Genomic DNA, 14,828 nt, shown 5'->3' with positions numbered 1-14,828 from the left:
AGGAGAATAATAAGTTCGAGTCGCAAAGGATCTGAGTTAATGGACATCTCAAATCCCTACGCCGGTATTAACCGGATCAGGTTCGACGGGTTTATCTCAGCCCGGAAAGGGCACCCCGTTGAGAACGGCCTAGTTTAGACACTTCTGTGACAGCGTGAAAGCCTCACAACTCCGGCGGCGCAAACCAGGCCGATTTAAAGTCAAACCAGCCGAGCGTGTTCAGGCGCACCCCACGCATACTGCGTTGACCTTCAAGCAGTAACCAGTGGTGAAACAGCGGATGGATGAAGTCATTGTTGACCAGATGTTTGCTCCATTCGGCCAGAGGCAGGTTTTTTGTCGCCACTGTTCAGCATCGGCTTGCCAGTCAATGGGCACACAGTGATGCATCAGCGGCAGCTCGTACAGTTGGGCAAACAGTGCGTAGTCCAGTGGTAACGTAAAATTGACGCTGCCGAGCCAGATATCGCTTTCACCCGCGCCCTCGAACCACGCTTCATAGCTGAGTTCTTGGGTAATTAGCTCAACACCTTGTTCCGCCAGTAGCGGACGTAACGCATTTGCGATGCCCTCATGTTCGACATGATGGCTGTACCAGCTCAGTGTCAGTTGCGTTAACCCTTCAGGTTTTGTGGCAGGCGTCAGGTCGCGACGATGGTGCCAGCGCGGCAGTAAACCGTACGCCGGGAACCAGTAGCGCTGATAACCTACTCCTGCATGGTTCAGCAGGGCGATGGGATTGAACAGATAGCTGACCCAGCGGCGAAAATGGGCATCGCGTCCACGTTCGGACCGCTGATCGTACAGCAGAAAATAGCAGCCTTCTTCAAGCCGGCTCTCTTCGGACTTCTCATCCGCGGTTTCACCCTGCAGTTTCACCCCGGCGTACACCAGTTCATCACTGATCTCAGGCAATACCCAAATAGACACATCATCAATTAAGGCGCGATAGCCAAAATAGTCATCCCAGGCGGCGATTTTTAGCTGTGTCTGCTGATTACGCACCACGCTGTAGGGTCCGGTGCCGATGGGTTGGCGTGAAAAAAGGCGCAGCGTGGGCCATTCGCGCGGCAGGATCATGGCACTGACGCTAGCCAACAGCCAGGGCAACCAATCGTCAGGTTGGCTCAGGTGGATATCCAGCGTCCAGGGCGCCGGGGAATGCAAATTCTCGATATGGGAAAACAGCGGCTGGGTGCGCACGCGGTCCAGCGAGGCAATGATGTCTTCCATCTCCAGTTCACGACCATGATGAAAGCGAATCGCCGGTCGCAAAAAGAATCGCCAGTGCAGCGGTGAGGTTTGCTGCCAGTGATGGGCGATATCCGGTTCGACTTCCCCCTTTTCCTCATTTACTCGCGTCAGGCCATTGAAAATTTGTCGCGCCAGATGGGTTTCAGAGCGACGCAGCGGCGAGCCGGGCAGCAGATTAGGCAATGGGCGGTAGTAGAGCACGCGCAGGATGTGTTTTCCCTGACGGAAACTGCGCCCAAGGTGGGCGGCGATCATCTGGCGCACCTGATCCTTGTCACCCACCAGTTGCACCAACTGCTCGATGCGATCCTGCTCCAGCAGATCCTCGGCACGCTGCTGCTGGAGTGCCAAACCGGTGTAATTGAAACTTAAAGTGGAGCGTTTACCGCGCCCCGCCTCTGCCTGCCAGATCAGCCAACCTGCGGCCTGCATGGCATTGAGCAGGTTACGCATATGGCGTCGTGAACAGTGTAAAAGATCGGCCAGCTCGCTTAGTGTGGTTTCCTGATCCTGGCCCTGGCAGCTTTGCCACAGGCGGATGAACTGCTGTTGCAGTCGCGCAGAGGACATAAAAGGGGAACTCCTTCTCAGAATCGCTCAGTTTTTCCTGCCCCATATTAGAGGCATACTGCCCAGCAATGGAAGAGCGGGAGGCATTCAGCAATGAATGGCGCTCTGCCAGCGGTTCTGCCGACGTAGAACCTCTTTCTGAGTAGGGTGCATTTTCACCGCCAGCAGCGTTTTCTCTGCTGGCTTTTTTCGTTTTGCTGTGGAATCTTCTACCCTCTTTTCTGTTGTCCGATTCTCCTCAAAGGGATTTCTGCATGAAATCGCTGTTAACGCGCCAGCGCCGTCTCAATCCGGTTTATCTCTCTTTTATGGCTGTGTCCTTTATGACGGGTGTGGCAGGGGCCTTACAGGCACCCACGCTCAGTCTGTTCCTGACGCGTGAAGTGCAGGTGCGGCCGTTTTGGGTGGGATTGTTTTTCACCATTAACGCCATAGCCGGGATTGTGATTAGCCTGTTGATGGCGAAGCGCTCGGACAGCCGGGGTGACCGCCGTAATCTGATCCTGTTTTGCTGTCTGATGGCGGTGCTCAATTCTTTATTGTTTGCTTTCAATCGTCACTATCTGACGTTGATCAGCGTAGGTGTATTGCTGTCAGGGCTGGCCAGTGTGGCGATTCCGCAGATCTTTGCCTTGGCACGTGAGTATGCCGATCAGTCGGCACGTGAAGTGGTGATGTTCAGTTCGGTGATGCGTGCGCAACTCTCGCTGGCGTGGGTGATTGGCCCGCCGCTCTCTTTTGCACTGGCGCTCAACTACGGTTTCGTGACGCTGTTTTGCGTGGCGGCCGCGATTTTCCTGCTGAGTTTGCTGCTGATCTGGCGCACGCTGCCATCAGTGCCGCGTGTTGCAGCCACACCCGAGCAAGTGCTGACCCAGCTCAGCCCATGGAAAGACAGCCAGGTGCGCATGCTATTCATCGCATCGGTGGTGATGTGGGCGTGTAACACCATGTATATCATCGATATGCCGCTGTATATCAGCGCAACGCTAGGCCTGCCGGAAAAGCTGGCGGGTCTGTTGATGGGAACCGCGGCTGGGCTGGAGATCCCTATCATGTTGTTGGCCGGTCACTACGCAAAACGGTTTGGCAAACGCAAGCTGGTGCTGTTGGCGCTGGTGGCGGCCATTCTGTTTTATCTCGGTTTGGTGCTGTTCCATTCGCGCACGGCGTTGATGGTGCTGCAACTGTTTAATGCCGCGTTTATCGGCATTGTGGCGGGGATTGGCATGCTGTGGTTCCAGGATTTGATGCCGGGACGCGCCGGTGCGGCTACCACAATGTTCACCACGTCCATTTCGACCGGTCTGATCATTGCGGGATTGATTCAGGGCACGCTCAGTGAGCGCTTCGGACATGAATCGGTGTACTGGCTGGCGTTGGTAATGGCGGTAGTGGCGTTGGGACTGGCGTCGCGCGTGCGGGATGCGCAATAAATAAAGGTCGCCATAAATGGCGACCCCAGGGCACGCTTTACGTAGGGTGCGCATTGATGCGCACCTGTTTATATCAACGTAAAAACGCGGGCTGGCTGGTCTCGTAGTTGGCGATGGATGCTTCGTGTTGCAGCGTCAGGCCAATGCTGTCGAGGCCATTGATCATGCAGTGGCGACGGAAGCTGTCGATTTCAAAGCTATAGGTCTTATCACCCGCCGTCACCGTCTGCGCTTCCAGGTCCACCGTGAAAGTCACACCTGGCTGCGCGGCAACCAGTTTGAACATCTCATCAACTTCTTCATCGCTTAATTTCACTGGCAGCAACTGGTTGTTGAAGCTGTTGCCGTAGAAAATATCCGCGAAGCTTGGCGCAATCACTACATGGAAACCGAAATCAGTCAGTGCCCAAGGAGCGTGCTCACGGGATGAGCCACAGCCGAAGTTTTCACGCGCCAACAGAATGCTGGTGCCTTTAAACTCCGGTTTGTTCAACACGAAGCTGGCGGTGGGCACGGTGCCGGCGTCATCTTCGAAGCGCCAGTCGTGGAACAGATGCGCGCCGAACCCGGTGCGGGTCACTTTCTGCAAGAACTGCTTAGGGATGATGGCATCGGTGTCGACGTTGGCGGCATCCAGTGGGGCCACAATCCCGGTGTGCTGAGTAAATTTGTTCGCCATGGCTTAAGCTCCCTGAGTCAATTCACGAATGTCGGCAAAACGACCGGTTACCGCCGCAGCTGCAGCCATCGCCGGGCTCACCAAGTGAGTACGACCACCGCGGCCCTGACGACCTTCAAAATTACGGTTGCTGGTGGACGCGCAACGCTCGCCTGGATTCAGACGGTCGTTGTTCATCGCCAGACACATGGAGCAACCCGGCAGACGCCATTCAAAACCCGCCTCCAGGAATATTTTATCCAGACCTTCCGCTTCGGCTTGCGCCTTCACTGGACCGGAACCCGGTACCACCATCGCGACGACGCCTGGTGCCACTTTGCGGCCTTTAGCGATAGCGGCAGCCGCACGCAGATCTTCAATACGTGAGTTGGTGCAGGAACCGATAAACACTTTATCGATGGCTACGTCGGTCAGTTTGATGCCTGGCTGCAAATCCATATAAGCCAGCGCTTTTTCGGCAGAGGCGCGCTCAACCGGATCGGCGAAGGACTGTGGATTCGGGATAGCCTGATCCACCGCCATCACCTGGCCTGGGTTGGTGCCCCAGGTCACCTGTGGTGCGATATCAGCCGCGTTCAGGGTGACAATGGTATCGAATTTGGCATCGCTGTCGGACTTCAGAGTGCGCCAGTAAGCCACAGCCTCTTCCCACTGCTCGCCTTTCGGCGCGAACTGCTTATCTTTCAGATACGCGAAGGTGGTGTCGTCTGGCGCGACCAGGCCGGCTTTCGCGCCCATTTCAATCGCCATATTACACAGCGTCATACGGCCTTCCATGCTCAGCGCTTCAATCGCCGGGCCACAGAACTCCACCACATGACCGGTACCGCCGGCGCTGCCGGTTTTACCGATAATCGCCAACACAATGTCTTTCGCGGTGATGCCCGAGGCAGCTTCGCCCAGGACTTCAATCTTCATGGTTTTGGCACGACCCTGCTTCAGGGTCTGAGTGGCAAAGACGTGCTCCACTTCAGAGGTCCCGATGCCGAAGGCCAGTGAACCGAATGCGCCATGCGTGGCGGTATGAGAGTCACCGCAGACAATGGTCATGCCTGGCAACGTCATGCCTTGTTCAGGCCCAATCACGTGCACGATGCCCTGGAACGGGTGATTCAGGTCATACAGCTGAATACCGAACTCAGCACAGTTCTTGATCAGCTCTTGCATCTGAATACGCGCCATCTCACCCGACGCATTAATGTCTTTGGTCTGAGTTGAAACGTTGTGATCCATGGTGGCGAACGTCTTTGACGGCTGGCGCACTTTGCGGCCGTGTGCGCGCAGGCCATCAAAGGCCTGCGGTGACGTCACTTCATGGATCAGATGGCGATCGATATACAGTAACGGGGTTTCGTTAGGTGCTTCGTGGACGACATGTGCATCAAATAACTTCTGGTATAAGCTTTTCATTTTATTATTTTTCCTCAGCGATGAAACCGGCAATGATGCTGCCCATCTCATCTGTGCTCACGGCTGGGCCGTTGCCGGCCAAATCGCGGGTGCGGTGGCCCGCTTCCAGCGCACGGCTCACCGCACGCTCAATGCTGTTTGCTGCGTCATCCGCGTTCAGGCTGTAACGCAACAGCATAGAGAGTGAGAGAATCTGGGCAATCGGGTTAGCGATATTCTGACCGGCGATATCTGGCGCAGAGCCGCCTGCTGGCTCGTACAAACCAAAACTCTCTTCGTTCATGCTGGCAGAAGGCAGCATGCCCATCGAGCCGGTAATCATTGCGCACTCATCTGACAGAATGTCACCGAACAGGTTAGAACACAGCAGCACGTCAAACTGTGATGGATCTTTAATCAGCTGCATGGTGGCGTTGTCGATGTACATATGGCTCAACTGCACATCCGGGTAATCTTTTGCCACTTCGTTGACGATTTCACGCCACATCACGGAGGTCTGCAACACGTTGGCTTTATCAACGGAAGTCACTTTGTTACGGCGCTTACGTGCAGCTTCAAAGGCGTTGCGGGCGATACGTTCAATCTCAAAGCGGTGATACACCTCAGTATCGAAAGCACGCTCGTGTGGGCCGGTGCCTTCACGACCTTTTGGCTGGCCGAAGTAGATACCGCCGGTTAATTCACGCACGCACAGAATGTCGAAACCGCGTGCTGCGATATCGCTGCGCAGTGGGCAGAACGCTTCCAGACCTTTGTACAGGGCAGCAGGGCGCAGGTTGCTGAACAGCTTGAAGTGCTTACGCAACGGCAGCAGTGCACCGCGCTCAGGCTGACCGGCTGGTGGCAGGTGTTCCCATTTTGGTCCACCCACTGAACCGAACAGAATCGCGTCGGCCTGCTCAGCACCCGCAACGGTGGCCGGTGGCAGAGGTTCACCGTGACGATCGATGGCGATACCGCCCACGTCATATTCGCTGGTGGTGATGCGCATGTCGAAACGCGCGCGAATCGCATCGAGCACTTTCATGGCCTGCGCCATTACTTCCGGGCCGATTCCGTCGCCGGGCATTACCGCAATATGGTAAGACTGAGTCATAGTTACACCGTTTCCTTCTGATCTTTAAATTTACGCTGCAATTCTTTTTCTACCTGCTTGGCACGCCAGATGTTGTTCAGGGCATTCACCATCGCTTTAGCAGAAGATTCGACGATATCGGTCGCCAGACCAACGCCATGGAATTTACGACCGTTGTAATTAACGACGATATCGACCTGGCCCAGGGCATTTTCGCCGTGACCTTTCGCTGTTAATTTGTAGTTCACCAGTTCAGCTTCAAAACCGGTAATACGGTTGATGGCTTGATAAACCGCATCAACTGGACCGTTACCGGTCGCTGCATCCGCTTTGGTCTCTTCACCACAGCCCAGCTGGACAGAGGCGGTAGCAGTGACGCTCGAACCGGTCTGCACGTTGAACTCTTTCAACTGGAAATATTCAGGCTCTTCGTTCTGCTTATTAATGAAGGCCAAGGCTTCCAGGTCGTAATCGAATACCTGACCTTTTTTGTCCGCCAGCTTCAGGAAGGCATCGTACAAAGCATCCACGTTGTAGTCGGAATCTTTGTAGCCCATCTCTTCCATGCGATGTTTTACCGCCGCGCGGCCTGAACGAGAGGTCAGGTTAAGCTGGATTTTGTGCAGGCCAATAGATTCTGGCGTCAGGATTTCGTAGTTCTCGCGGTTCTTCAATACGCCATCCTGGTGGATGCCAGAAGAGTGGGCGAAAGCACCGGTGCCGACGATGGCTTTGTTGGCCGGAATCGGCATGTTGCAGATCTGGCTGATCAACTGGCTGGTGCGGTAGATTTCCTGATGATGGATATTGGTGTGCAGGTTCATGATCTGCTGGCGGGTTTTAATCGTCATGATCACTTCTTCCAACGCACAGTTGCCGGCGCGCTCACCTAAACCGTTGATCGTGCCTTCAACCTGGCGAGCACCGGCCAATACTGCGGCAACCGCATTGCCGGTGGCCATACCTAAGTCATCGTGGGTGTGAACCGACAAAATCGCTTTATCGATATTTGGTACACGTTCGCGCAGTTGGCTGAAGATGTTGGCGTATTCATGCGGCAAGGTGTAGCCAACGGTGTCCGGAATGTTGATGGTGGTGGCGCCTGCGTTGATAGCGGCTTCGACCACGCGGCACAAATCGTCGATCGGCGTGCGTCCACCATCTTCACAAGAGAACTCTACGTCGTCGGTATAGTTACGGGCACGTTTAATAGAGGCTACCGCGCGCTCAATCACTTCGGGCAGGGTGCTGCGCAATTTGGTGGCGATATGCATCGGCGAAGTGGCGAGGAAGGTGTGGATACGAAATGCCTCTGCAACGCGCAGTGCTTCGTAAGCGGCATCGATATCTTTATCAACGCAACGCGCCAAAGCGGCAACACGGCTGTTTTTCACCGAGCGGGCGATGGTCTGTACCGATTCGAAATCGCCAGGTGAGGAAATAGGGAAACCGACTTCCATTACATCCACGCCCATACGTTCCAGTGCCAAGGCGATCTGCAGTTTTTCTTTAACACTCAGGCTGGCCTGTAATGCTTGTTCGCCGTCACGCAGAGTGGTATCGAAAATAATAACTTGCTGGCTCATGGTCATCTTCCTTTTGCTTTAACTTCGCCGTTGCGAGCATAAAAAAACCCGCGCATCGGCGCGGGTTTCTTAAACTTCTTCAGGTTCGAATCAGTGATTGATTCCGCCCACAAGTCTACCGCGCAAACTGAATGCGTTTAGTAGTAGACCGAGTAGACGGAAAGAACGGGACATGATTCGAACCTCGTAAATTTTGTGTTGCCCATATTGATACTGGGATTGCGGCGGGAAGTCAACCCTAAGTGAAAGGGTATTTCTTAAGGTGGCTAAGGGCGATCTGCTGTGAATATCTGGCTGTGCAGAGCATTGGCGTTAATTAGCTGCTGCCTGAAGGGGTTAATCATCCTAAAAAATCTTTTAAAAAAGCCGATTAATTTTAAGGTGTTGAATTTTAATTGTTTTTCTTGGTGGTGGATGTGGTTTTATACAGAGCGTTCAGCGCATTGCATAGCACAATGTCATGCGAATACAGGATTTCAAAGTTAATCACGCCAGAAAGTAATTCTCAGGGGAAATTGTGGACTGAGCGGTCAGGCAATATGAAAATCATATTTCTTAGAACACGCTGCAAATAATCGCCAAACCAGCATATTCCTCTGTGGTTGTGCAGTCAGATTAGTTTAATCCTCGCGAGCAATTATCACGCGTCAGTGCCTTTTCTGCCGGATTAAGCGCGCCGTGGTGTCCTGACGTTTGCAGGGCGGGTTTTCTACGGTTATGGTAATCGACCTACTCTTAAAAGAATTCAGGCTGCGTCCCGCCATTATTCGTGGATGCCGCTGGATGCTAAATGGCCTTGCGGCAAGGCATGAATCACGAGGTTTGGTGGGCCCAAATACGTGATGAATAACGCAGCTGCAAGGCCATTTAGCTCCAGCCCTACGGGTCGCATCCTTAAAAGCCGTTCTCATCGTTGTCGGGTTTGGCCATAGGCTCACTATGGCCTTCACCCTCCGCCTTGATAACGGCTTTTAAGGATGTGACGGCACCGCGAATAATGGCGGGACGCAGCCTAAAAGTAGATTCCCTGTACCTGGAAGACAGAAATGAATTCTGTGTTCTGAGCATAAACATAAGATTTTGATCTTAATTGGCGAATAGAGAGCGGTATGCCAGTCGCGCAGGGATAATTCGCGTTGCTGGGTGCTGATCCTCAAGCCTGGAGGCAGAAAATGGAGATGTTGTCAGGAGCCGAAATGGTCGTCCGTTCGTTAATCGATCAGGGCGTTAAGCAAGTATTCGGCTATCCGGGCGGAGCGGTGCTCGATATTTATGATGCGCTGCAAACGGTCGGTGGTATTGACCACGTACTGGTTCGCCATGAGCAAGGCGCAGTGCATATGGCTGATGGTCTGGCGCGCGCAACCGGCGAAGTCGGTGTGGTGCTGGTCACCTCAGGCCCGGGCGCAACCAATGCGATTACCGGTATTGCTACCGCGTACATGGATTCTATTCCGATGGTGATTCTGTCGGGACAGGTACCCTCTTCATTGATTGGTTACGATGCGTTCCAGGAGTGCGACATGGTCGGGATTTCCCGTCCAGTGGTGAAGCACAGCTTCCTGGTGAAAAACGCGGAAGAGATCCCAACCGTGCTGAAAAAAGCCTTTTGGCTGGCAGCAAGTGGTCGCCCAGGCCCGGTGGTGATCGATCTGCCAAAAGATATCCTGAATCCTGCGAACAAATTACCGTATGTCTGGCCGGAAACAGTGAGCATGCGCTCATATAACCCGACCATTCAGGGTCACAAAGGGCAAATCAAGCGTGCTCTGCAAACGTTGCTGGCGGCACACAAACCGGTGATTTACGCCGGTGGTGGCGCAATTATGTCAGGCTGTGAAGCGGAACTGCTGCAACTGGCAGAACAGCTGAACATCCCAGTGACCACGTCGCTGATGGGGCTGGGCGTGTTCCCTGGCACACACCGTCAGTGTGTGGGCATGCTCGGCATGCACGGTACTTATGAAGCCAACATGACGATGCACAATGCCGACCTGATTTTCGGCATTGGTGTGCGTTTTGATGACCGTACCACCAACAATCTGGCGAAATACTGCCCGAACGCCACCATCATGCATATCGACGTTGACCCAACGTCGATTTCGAAGACGGTGAGCGCGGATATTCCGATTGTTGGCGATGCCAAACAAACGCTGTCTCAGATGTTGGAAATGCTGGCGCAAAGCGATGCCAAACAAGAGCTGGATAGCCTGCGTGACTGGTGGCAGACCATTGATGGCTGGCGTAGCCGCAAGTGTCTGGAGTTTGACCGCACCAGTGACAAGATCAAACCGCAGGCAGTTATTGAGACCATCTGGCGTTTGACCAAAGGCGATGCTTACGTCACCTCTGACGTGGGTCAGCATCAGATGTTTGCTGCGCTTTACTATCAGTTCGACAAGCCGCGTCGTTGGATCAACTCCGGCGGTCTCGGCACCATGGGCTTCGGCTTGCCAGCGGCGCTGGGCGTGAAAATGGCGCTGCCTGATGAAACCGTTATCTGTGTTACCGGCGATGGCAGTATCCAGATGAATATTCAGGAGCTGTCGACCGCGCTGCAGTACGATCTGCCGGTGCTGGTGCTGAACCTGAACAACGGCTTCCTCGGCATGGTGAAGCAGTGGCAGGACATGATCTATTCCGGTCGCCACTCGCAATCTTACATGCAATCTCTGCCTGACTTCGTGCGTTTAGCGGAAGCCTATGGCCATGTGGGGATTTCGATTGCCCATCCTGCCGAGCTGGAAGAGAAGCTACAGCTGGCATTGGATACCCTGGCGAAAGGGCGTCTGGTGTTTGTGGATGTGAATATTGATGGCAGCGAGCACGTGTATCCAATGCAGATTCGTGGTGGCTCGATGGACGAGATGTGGTTGAGCAAAACGGAGAGGACATAATTATGCGTCGTATTTTATCAGTTCTGCTGGAAAACGAATCCGGCGCATTGTCTCGCGTGGTGGGCCTGTTCTCTCAGCGCGGCTACAACATCGAAAGCCTGACGGTTGCACCAACGGACGATCCTACACTTTCACGCATGACCATTCAGACCGTCGGCGACGAGAAAGTGCTGGAGCAAATCGAGAAGCAACTGCACAAGCTGGTGGACGTGTTACGTGTCAGCGAACTGGGGCAGGGTGCCTACGTTGAACGTGAAATCATGTTGGTGAAAATCCAGGCGAGCGGTTATGGCCGTGAAGAAGTGAAGCGTAGCGCGGAGATTTTCCGTGGTCAGATTATTGACGTCACACCAACGCTGTACACGGTTCAGCTCGCGGGCACCAGTGATAAACTCGACGCCTTCCTCAACACGGTGCGCGACGTCGCTGAGATCGTTGAAGTGGCACGCTCGGGTATTGTTGGCGTCTCGCGTGGCGACCGCGTGATGCGTTAATTCCGCCATGTGACCATTGTGTATCAAAGCTAACCCGGCGTAATGCTGGGTTTTTTTATTTTATGCGCTTGTGAGAGCTGCCAGATAAAAGCGGTTGCTCAGCGTAGTTTTCTGCGGTTAGATGTTACAAATGTTTTACCCCTAGCTACACTGCGGACATTTCCGCCAGCCATAGCTAATCAGAATTAAGGTGTCATCGTGAAACTGGATGAAATTGCGCGCCTGGCGGGCGTGTCGCGCACCACGGCCAGCTATGTCATTAATGGCAAAGCGCGGCAGTATCGTGTCAGCGACAAAACCGTTGAAAAAGTGATGGCGGTGGTGCGTGAATACAATTATCACCCCAATGCCGTTGCGGCGGGCCTGCGCGCGGGTCGAACGCGTTCGATTGGCTTAGTCATACCTGATTTGGAAAACACCAGTTACACGCGTATCGCGAACTACCTTGAGCGCCAGGCGCGTCAGCGTGGCTATCAATTGCTGATTGCCTGCTCAGAAGATCAGCCTGATAACGAAATGCGCTGTATTGAGCATCTGCTGCAACGTCAGGTGGATGCGATTATCGTTTCAACCTCACTGCCACCTGAGCACCCGTTCTATCAGCGCTGGATCAACGATCCGCTGCCAATTATCGCGCTTGACCGTGCGCTGGATCGTGAACACTTCACCAGCGTGGTAGGGGCCGATCAGGACGATGCACATGCCTTGGCCGCTGAATTGCGTCAGCTTCCGGTGAAGAATGTGCTGTTCCTCGGGGCGCTTCCGGAGCTATCGGTAAGTTTTCTGCGTGAGATGGGCTTCCGTGATGCGTGGAAAGATGACGAACGTCCTATCGATTACCTCTACTGTAATAGCTTTGACCGTGCCGCTGCTGCCACGCTTTTCGAGAAATACCTCGAAGATCATCCGATGCCGGAAGCCCTGTTTACCACCTCTTTTGGTCTATTGCAGGGCGTGATGGACGTCACACTGAAACGCGAAGGACGCTTGCCGACTGAGTTGGCGATCGCCACCTTTGGCGACCACGAATTACTGGACTTCCTGGAGTGTCCGGTGCTGGCCGTTGGGCAGCGCCACCGCGATGTGGCCGAGCGCGTGCTGGAATTAGTATTAGCCTCGCTGGATGAACCGCGGAAACCCAAGCCGGGATTAACCCGCATTCGTCGTAATTTATTCCGCCGAGGACAATTAAGTCGTCGCACAAAATGAAATCGTGGGCAGAAGCTTGCCCGCGTTTATTCATCCTGCAAATATTTTATTGCCAGCGGATTGCGGTAAAAAAGCGTAAATTATCGCCACCTCTGCTAACGAATTAACAGCGCTACATTTTCTTACTTGTTTACATCTTCTACAGTGATGCGTAGCAGAGCTGGCGCGATGGTGCTGGGCTTCCTTTCAGAAATCCCCTAAAATGCAGCCGCTGTCGCATATCCCGGGATAATTATCTTTCGCGGTAAAAGCGCTTTATTTTTCACCATTTCTCAAATCGTGAAAATTTTTATTCCATTATTCATTAGGTTAATTTTTTATTTTGCCATTCTTCAGCTGTCATTTCCCTTCACTAAATAATTCTATCCCTTGTAAAGAGTGATATTCACTTGTCGTTGCGGCTTGACAAGGATTTCATAGGCTCCGTAAACTCGTTTCGTGGTAAAAAGTGGGATAAAGTGGTGAAAACGGGTGACTGAGGGGTAAGGCTGGCATGTTCCGTGGGGCAACGTTAGTCAATCTCGACAGCAAAGGCCGACTGGCGGTACCTACGCGCTATCGTGATTTGCTCGTCGCAGAGTCTCAGGGTCAAATGGTGTGTACCATTGACCTCCATCAGCCCTGCCTGTTGCTTTATACCCTGCCCGAATGGGAAATCATTGAGAAAAAACTGGCGCGCTTATCCAGCATGAATCCGAATGAACGTCGCGTGCAGCGACTGCTGTTAGGGCATGCCAGTGAATGTCAGATGGATAATGCAGGTCGTTTGTTGCTGGCCAATACGCTACGCCAACATGCGAGCCTCACCAAAGAAGTGATGCTGGTTGGACAGTTCAACAAGTTTGAGCTGTGGGATGAACAGACCTGGTATCAACAAGTTAAGGACGATATTGACGCAGAACAGTCAGCTCAGGAGCCTTTATCTGAGCGGTTGCAGGACTTGTCGCTATAGCTATGCAGGATAATTTTAAACACACCACAGTGCTGCTGGATGAGGCGGTTAACGGCCTCAATATCAGGGAAGACGGCATTTACATTGACGGCACTTTTGGTCGCGGCGGTCACTCACGCCTGATCCTTTCGCAGCTTGGCGCGAATGGACAGTTACTGGCGATTGACCGCGATCCGCAAGCCATCGCTGCTGCCGCTGAAATCCAGGACCCGCGCTTTTCGATTGTGCACGGGCCGTTTTCCGCCCTGGCTGACTATGTTGAAGAGCGTGGCCTGACGGGCAAGATCGATGGCGTATTGCTGGATCTGGGTGTTTCGTCACCCCAGTTAGATGATGCAGAGCGCGGTTTCTCATTCATGCGTGATGGCCCACTGGACATGCGCATGGACCCAACGCGGGGACAATCTGCCGCAGAGTGGCTGATGAGCGCGGAAGAGGCCGATATCGCTTTTGTGATTAAGACCTACGGTGAAGAGAAGTTTGGCAAACGCATCGCACGCGCCATTGTGGAACGCAACCGCGAACAGCCAATGACGCGTACCAAAGAGTTAGCCACGGTGATTGCCGCTGCGATGCCAGTCAAAGACAAATTTAAGCACCCGGCAACGCGCACCTTCCAGGCGATCCGTATCTGGATCAACAGCGAACTGGAAGAGATTGATACCGCATTGAAAGGCGCGATGTCGGTACTGGCACCGGGTGGTCGGTTGTCCATTATCAGCTTCCACTCACTGGAAGACCGCTTAGTGAAACGCTTTATGCGCGATCAAAGCCGAGGCCCACAAGTGCCAGCGGGCATTCCAATGACTGAAAGCCAGCTAAAAGCGCTGGGTGGACGCGAATTGAAATCGCTGGGCAAGCTGATTCCTGGCGAAGCTGAAGTGAATGAAAACCCACGCGCACGCAGTTCAGTCCTGCGTATTGCTGAAAGGACCGCGACATGATTGGAAACGAGCGACATAGCCTGCCCGGCGTCATTGGGGGTGACTTGCTGCGATTCGGCAAGATCCCGGTGTTGCTGCTGGTTGCGGTGCTGGTGTCCTCGATTCTGGTGGTGACCACCACGCATAAAACCCGTCTGTTGACGGCACAGCGTGAGCAATTGGTATTAGAACGCGATGCCCTCGATATCGAGTGGCGTAACCTGATTCTGGAAGAGAATGCGCTTGGCGATCACAGCCGGGTAGAGCGGATAGCAACCGATAAGCTGCAGATGCAGCATGTTGATCCTTCACAGGAAAATATTGTGGTGCAGAAATAAGGAAT

General features: G+C 53.6%; 12 protein-coding genes, 1 pseudogene and 1 riboswitch. Of the genes and pseudogenes, 7 read left to right on the top strand and 6 right to left on the bottom strand.

Translation table 11 applies throughout. The annotated features are described in order from the left end of the window. Nucleotides 1-35: 35 nt before the first annotated feature. Nucleotides 36-128, bottom strand: a riboswitch (TPP riboswitch). A gap of 35 nt (nt 129-163) precedes the next feature. Next, nucleotides 164-1,824: pseudogene (gene sgrR / locus PSSD_RS10185) on the bottom strand (HTH-type transcriptional regulator SgrR). A gap of 254 nt (nt 1,825-2,078) precedes the next feature. Between sgrR and PSSD_RS10180 the strand changes: the two are divergent. Further along, nucleotides 2,079-3,260, top strand: a complete 1,182-nt coding sequence (locus PSSD_RS10180; protein ID WP_058971202.1) for an MFS transporter — start codon at nt 2,079-2,081, stop codon at nt 3,258-3,260. A gap of 73 nt (nt 3,261-3,333) precedes the next feature. On the opposite strand, the gene leuD is transcribed toward PSSD_RS10180, so the two are convergent. The 5 genes from leuD to leuL all read right to left on the bottom strand — a co-directional run bounded on the left by leuD (nt 3,334) and on the right by leuL (nt 8,184). Further along, nucleotides 3,334-3,939 (bottom strand): 3-isopropylmalate dehydratase small subunit, encoded by a 606-nt coding sequence (gene leuD / locus PSSD_RS10175; protein WP_039329368.1) that lies wholly within the window; start codon nt 3,937-3,939, stop codon nt 3,334-3,336. A gap of 3 nt (nt 3,940-3,942) precedes the next feature. Next, nucleotides 3,943-5,349 carry a 3-isopropylmalate dehydratase large subunit gene (gene leuC / locus PSSD_RS10170; RefSeq protein ID WP_058971199.1) on the bottom strand — a complete coding sequence of 469 codons (1,407 nt, stop codon included), beginning with the start codon at nt 5,347-5,349 and terminating at the stop codon, nt 3,943-3,945. Between the two features lie 4 nt (nt 5,350-5,353). Then, nucleotides 5,354-6,445 (bottom strand): 3-isopropylmalate dehydrogenase, encoded by a 1,092-nt coding sequence (leuB, locus tag PSSD_RS10165; RefSeq protein ID WP_058971196.1) that lies wholly within the window; start codon nt 6,443-6,445, stop codon nt 5,354-5,356. 2 nt (nt 6,446-6,447) lie between these two features. Then, complete coding sequence (gene leuA / locus PSSD_RS10160; RefSeq protein ID WP_058971194.1) at nt 6,448-8,010, bottom strand: 2-isopropylmalate synthase; 1,563 nt, start codon at nt 8,008-8,010, stop codon at nt 6,448-6,450. A gap of 90 nt (nt 8,011-8,100) precedes the next feature. Beyond that, a complete protein-coding gene (leuL, locus tag PSSD_RS28435; RefSeq protein ID WP_153011429.1) occupies nt 8,101-8,184 on the bottom strand; it encodes a leu operon leader peptide in 84 nt (27 codons plus the stop codon). Between the two features lie 998 nt (nt 8,185-9,182). Here leuL and ilvI point away from each other — a divergent pair. The 6 genes from ilvI to ftsL all read left to right on the top strand — a co-directional run bounded on the left by ilvI (nt 9,183) and on the right by ftsL (nt 14,823). Then, nucleotides 9,183-10,907 carry an acetolactate synthase 3 large subunit gene (ilvI, locus tag PSSD_RS10155; RefSeq protein WP_039329361.1) on the top strand — a complete coding sequence of 575 codons (1,725 nt, stop codon included), beginning with the start codon at nt 9,183-9,185 and terminating at the stop codon, nt 10,905-10,907. A 2-nt stretch (nt 10,908-10,909) separates the two neighbouring features. Beyond that, nucleotides 10,910-11,401 (top strand): acetolactate synthase small subunit, encoded by a 492-nt coding sequence (ilvN, locus tag PSSD_RS10150; RefSeq protein WP_008108620.1) that lies wholly within the window; start codon nt 10,910-10,912, stop codon nt 11,399-11,401. Between the two features lie 198 nt (nt 11,402-11,599). Further along, nucleotides 11,600-12,610, top strand: a complete 1,011-nt coding sequence (gene cra / locus PSSD_RS10145) for a catabolite repressor/activator (protein WP_039329358.1) — start codon at nt 11,600-11,602, stop codon at nt 12,608-12,610. A 493-nt stretch (nt 12,611-13,103) separates the two neighbouring features. After that, a complete protein-coding gene (gene mraZ / locus PSSD_RS10140) occupies nt 13,104-13,562 on the top strand; it encodes a division/cell wall cluster transcriptional repressor MraZ (RefSeq protein ID WP_039329356.1) in 459 nt (152 codons plus the stop codon). Between the two features lie 2 nt (nt 13,563-13,564). Then, complete coding sequence (gene rsmH / locus PSSD_RS10135) at nt 13,565-14,506, top strand: 16S rRNA (cytosine(1402)-N(4))-methyltransferase RsmH (RefSeq protein ID WP_058971191.1); 942 nt, start codon at nt 13,565-13,567, stop codon at nt 14,504-14,506. Beyond that, complete coding sequence (ftsL, locus tag PSSD_RS10130; RefSeq protein WP_039329354.1) at nt 14,503-14,823, top strand: cell division protein FtsL; 321 nt, start codon at nt 14,503-14,505, stop codon at nt 14,821-14,823. Before rsmH ends, ftsL begins: the two co-directional genes overlap by 4 nt. Nucleotides 14,824-14,828: the final 5 nt, after the last annotated feature.

This window comes from Type-D symbiont of Plautia stali, assembly GCF_001485335.1.
Lineage (GTDB): Bacteria > Pseudomonadota > Gammaproteobacteria > Enterobacterales > Enterobacteriaceae > Pantoea > Pantoea vagans_C.
The sequence above is the reverse complement of the archived record's forward strand: the minus strand, read 5'-3'. Positions and strand labels throughout refer to the sequence as shown.

Coding starts and splice junctions, on each gene's coding strand:
- rsmH (WP_058971191.1), top strand. CDS start 13,565: ATGCAGGATAATTTTAAACACACCACAGTGCTGCTGGATGAGGCGGTT.
- leuA (WP_058971194.1), bottom strand. CDS start 8,010: ATGAGCCAGCAAGTTATTATTTTCGATACCACTCTGCGTGACGGCGAA.
- leuC (WP_058971199.1), bottom strand. CDS start 5,349: ATGAAAAGCTTATACCAGAAGTTATTTGATGCACATGTCGTCCACGAA.
- leuD (WP_039329368.1), bottom strand. CDS start 3,939: ATGGCGAACAAATTTACTCAGCACACCGGGATTGTGGCCCCACTGGAT.
- ilvI (WP_039329361.1), top strand. CDS start 9,183: ATGGAGATGTTGTCAGGAGCCGAAATGGTCGTCCGTTCGTTAATCGAT.
- leuB (WP_058971196.1), bottom strand. CDS start 6,445: ATGACTCAGTCTTACCATATTGCGGTAATGCCCGGCGACGGAATCGGC.
- mraZ (WP_039329356.1), top strand. CDS start 13,104: ATGTTCCGTGGGGCAACGTTAGTCAATCTCGACAGCAAAGGCCGACTG.
- PSSD_RS10180 (WP_058971202.1), top strand. CDS start 2,079: ATGAAATCGCTGTTAACGCGCCAGCGCCGTCTCAATCCGGTTTATCTC.
- leuL (WP_153011429.1), bottom strand. CDS start 8,184: ATGTCCCGTTCTTTCCGTCTACTCGGTCTACTACTAAACGCATTCAGT.
- ftsL (WP_039329354.1), top strand. CDS start 14,503: ATGATTGGAAACGAGCGACATAGCCTGCCCGGCGTCATTGGGGGTGAC.
- ilvN (WP_008108620.1), top strand. CDS start 10,910: ATGCGTCGTATTTTATCAGTTCTGCTGGAAAACGAATCCGGCGCATTG.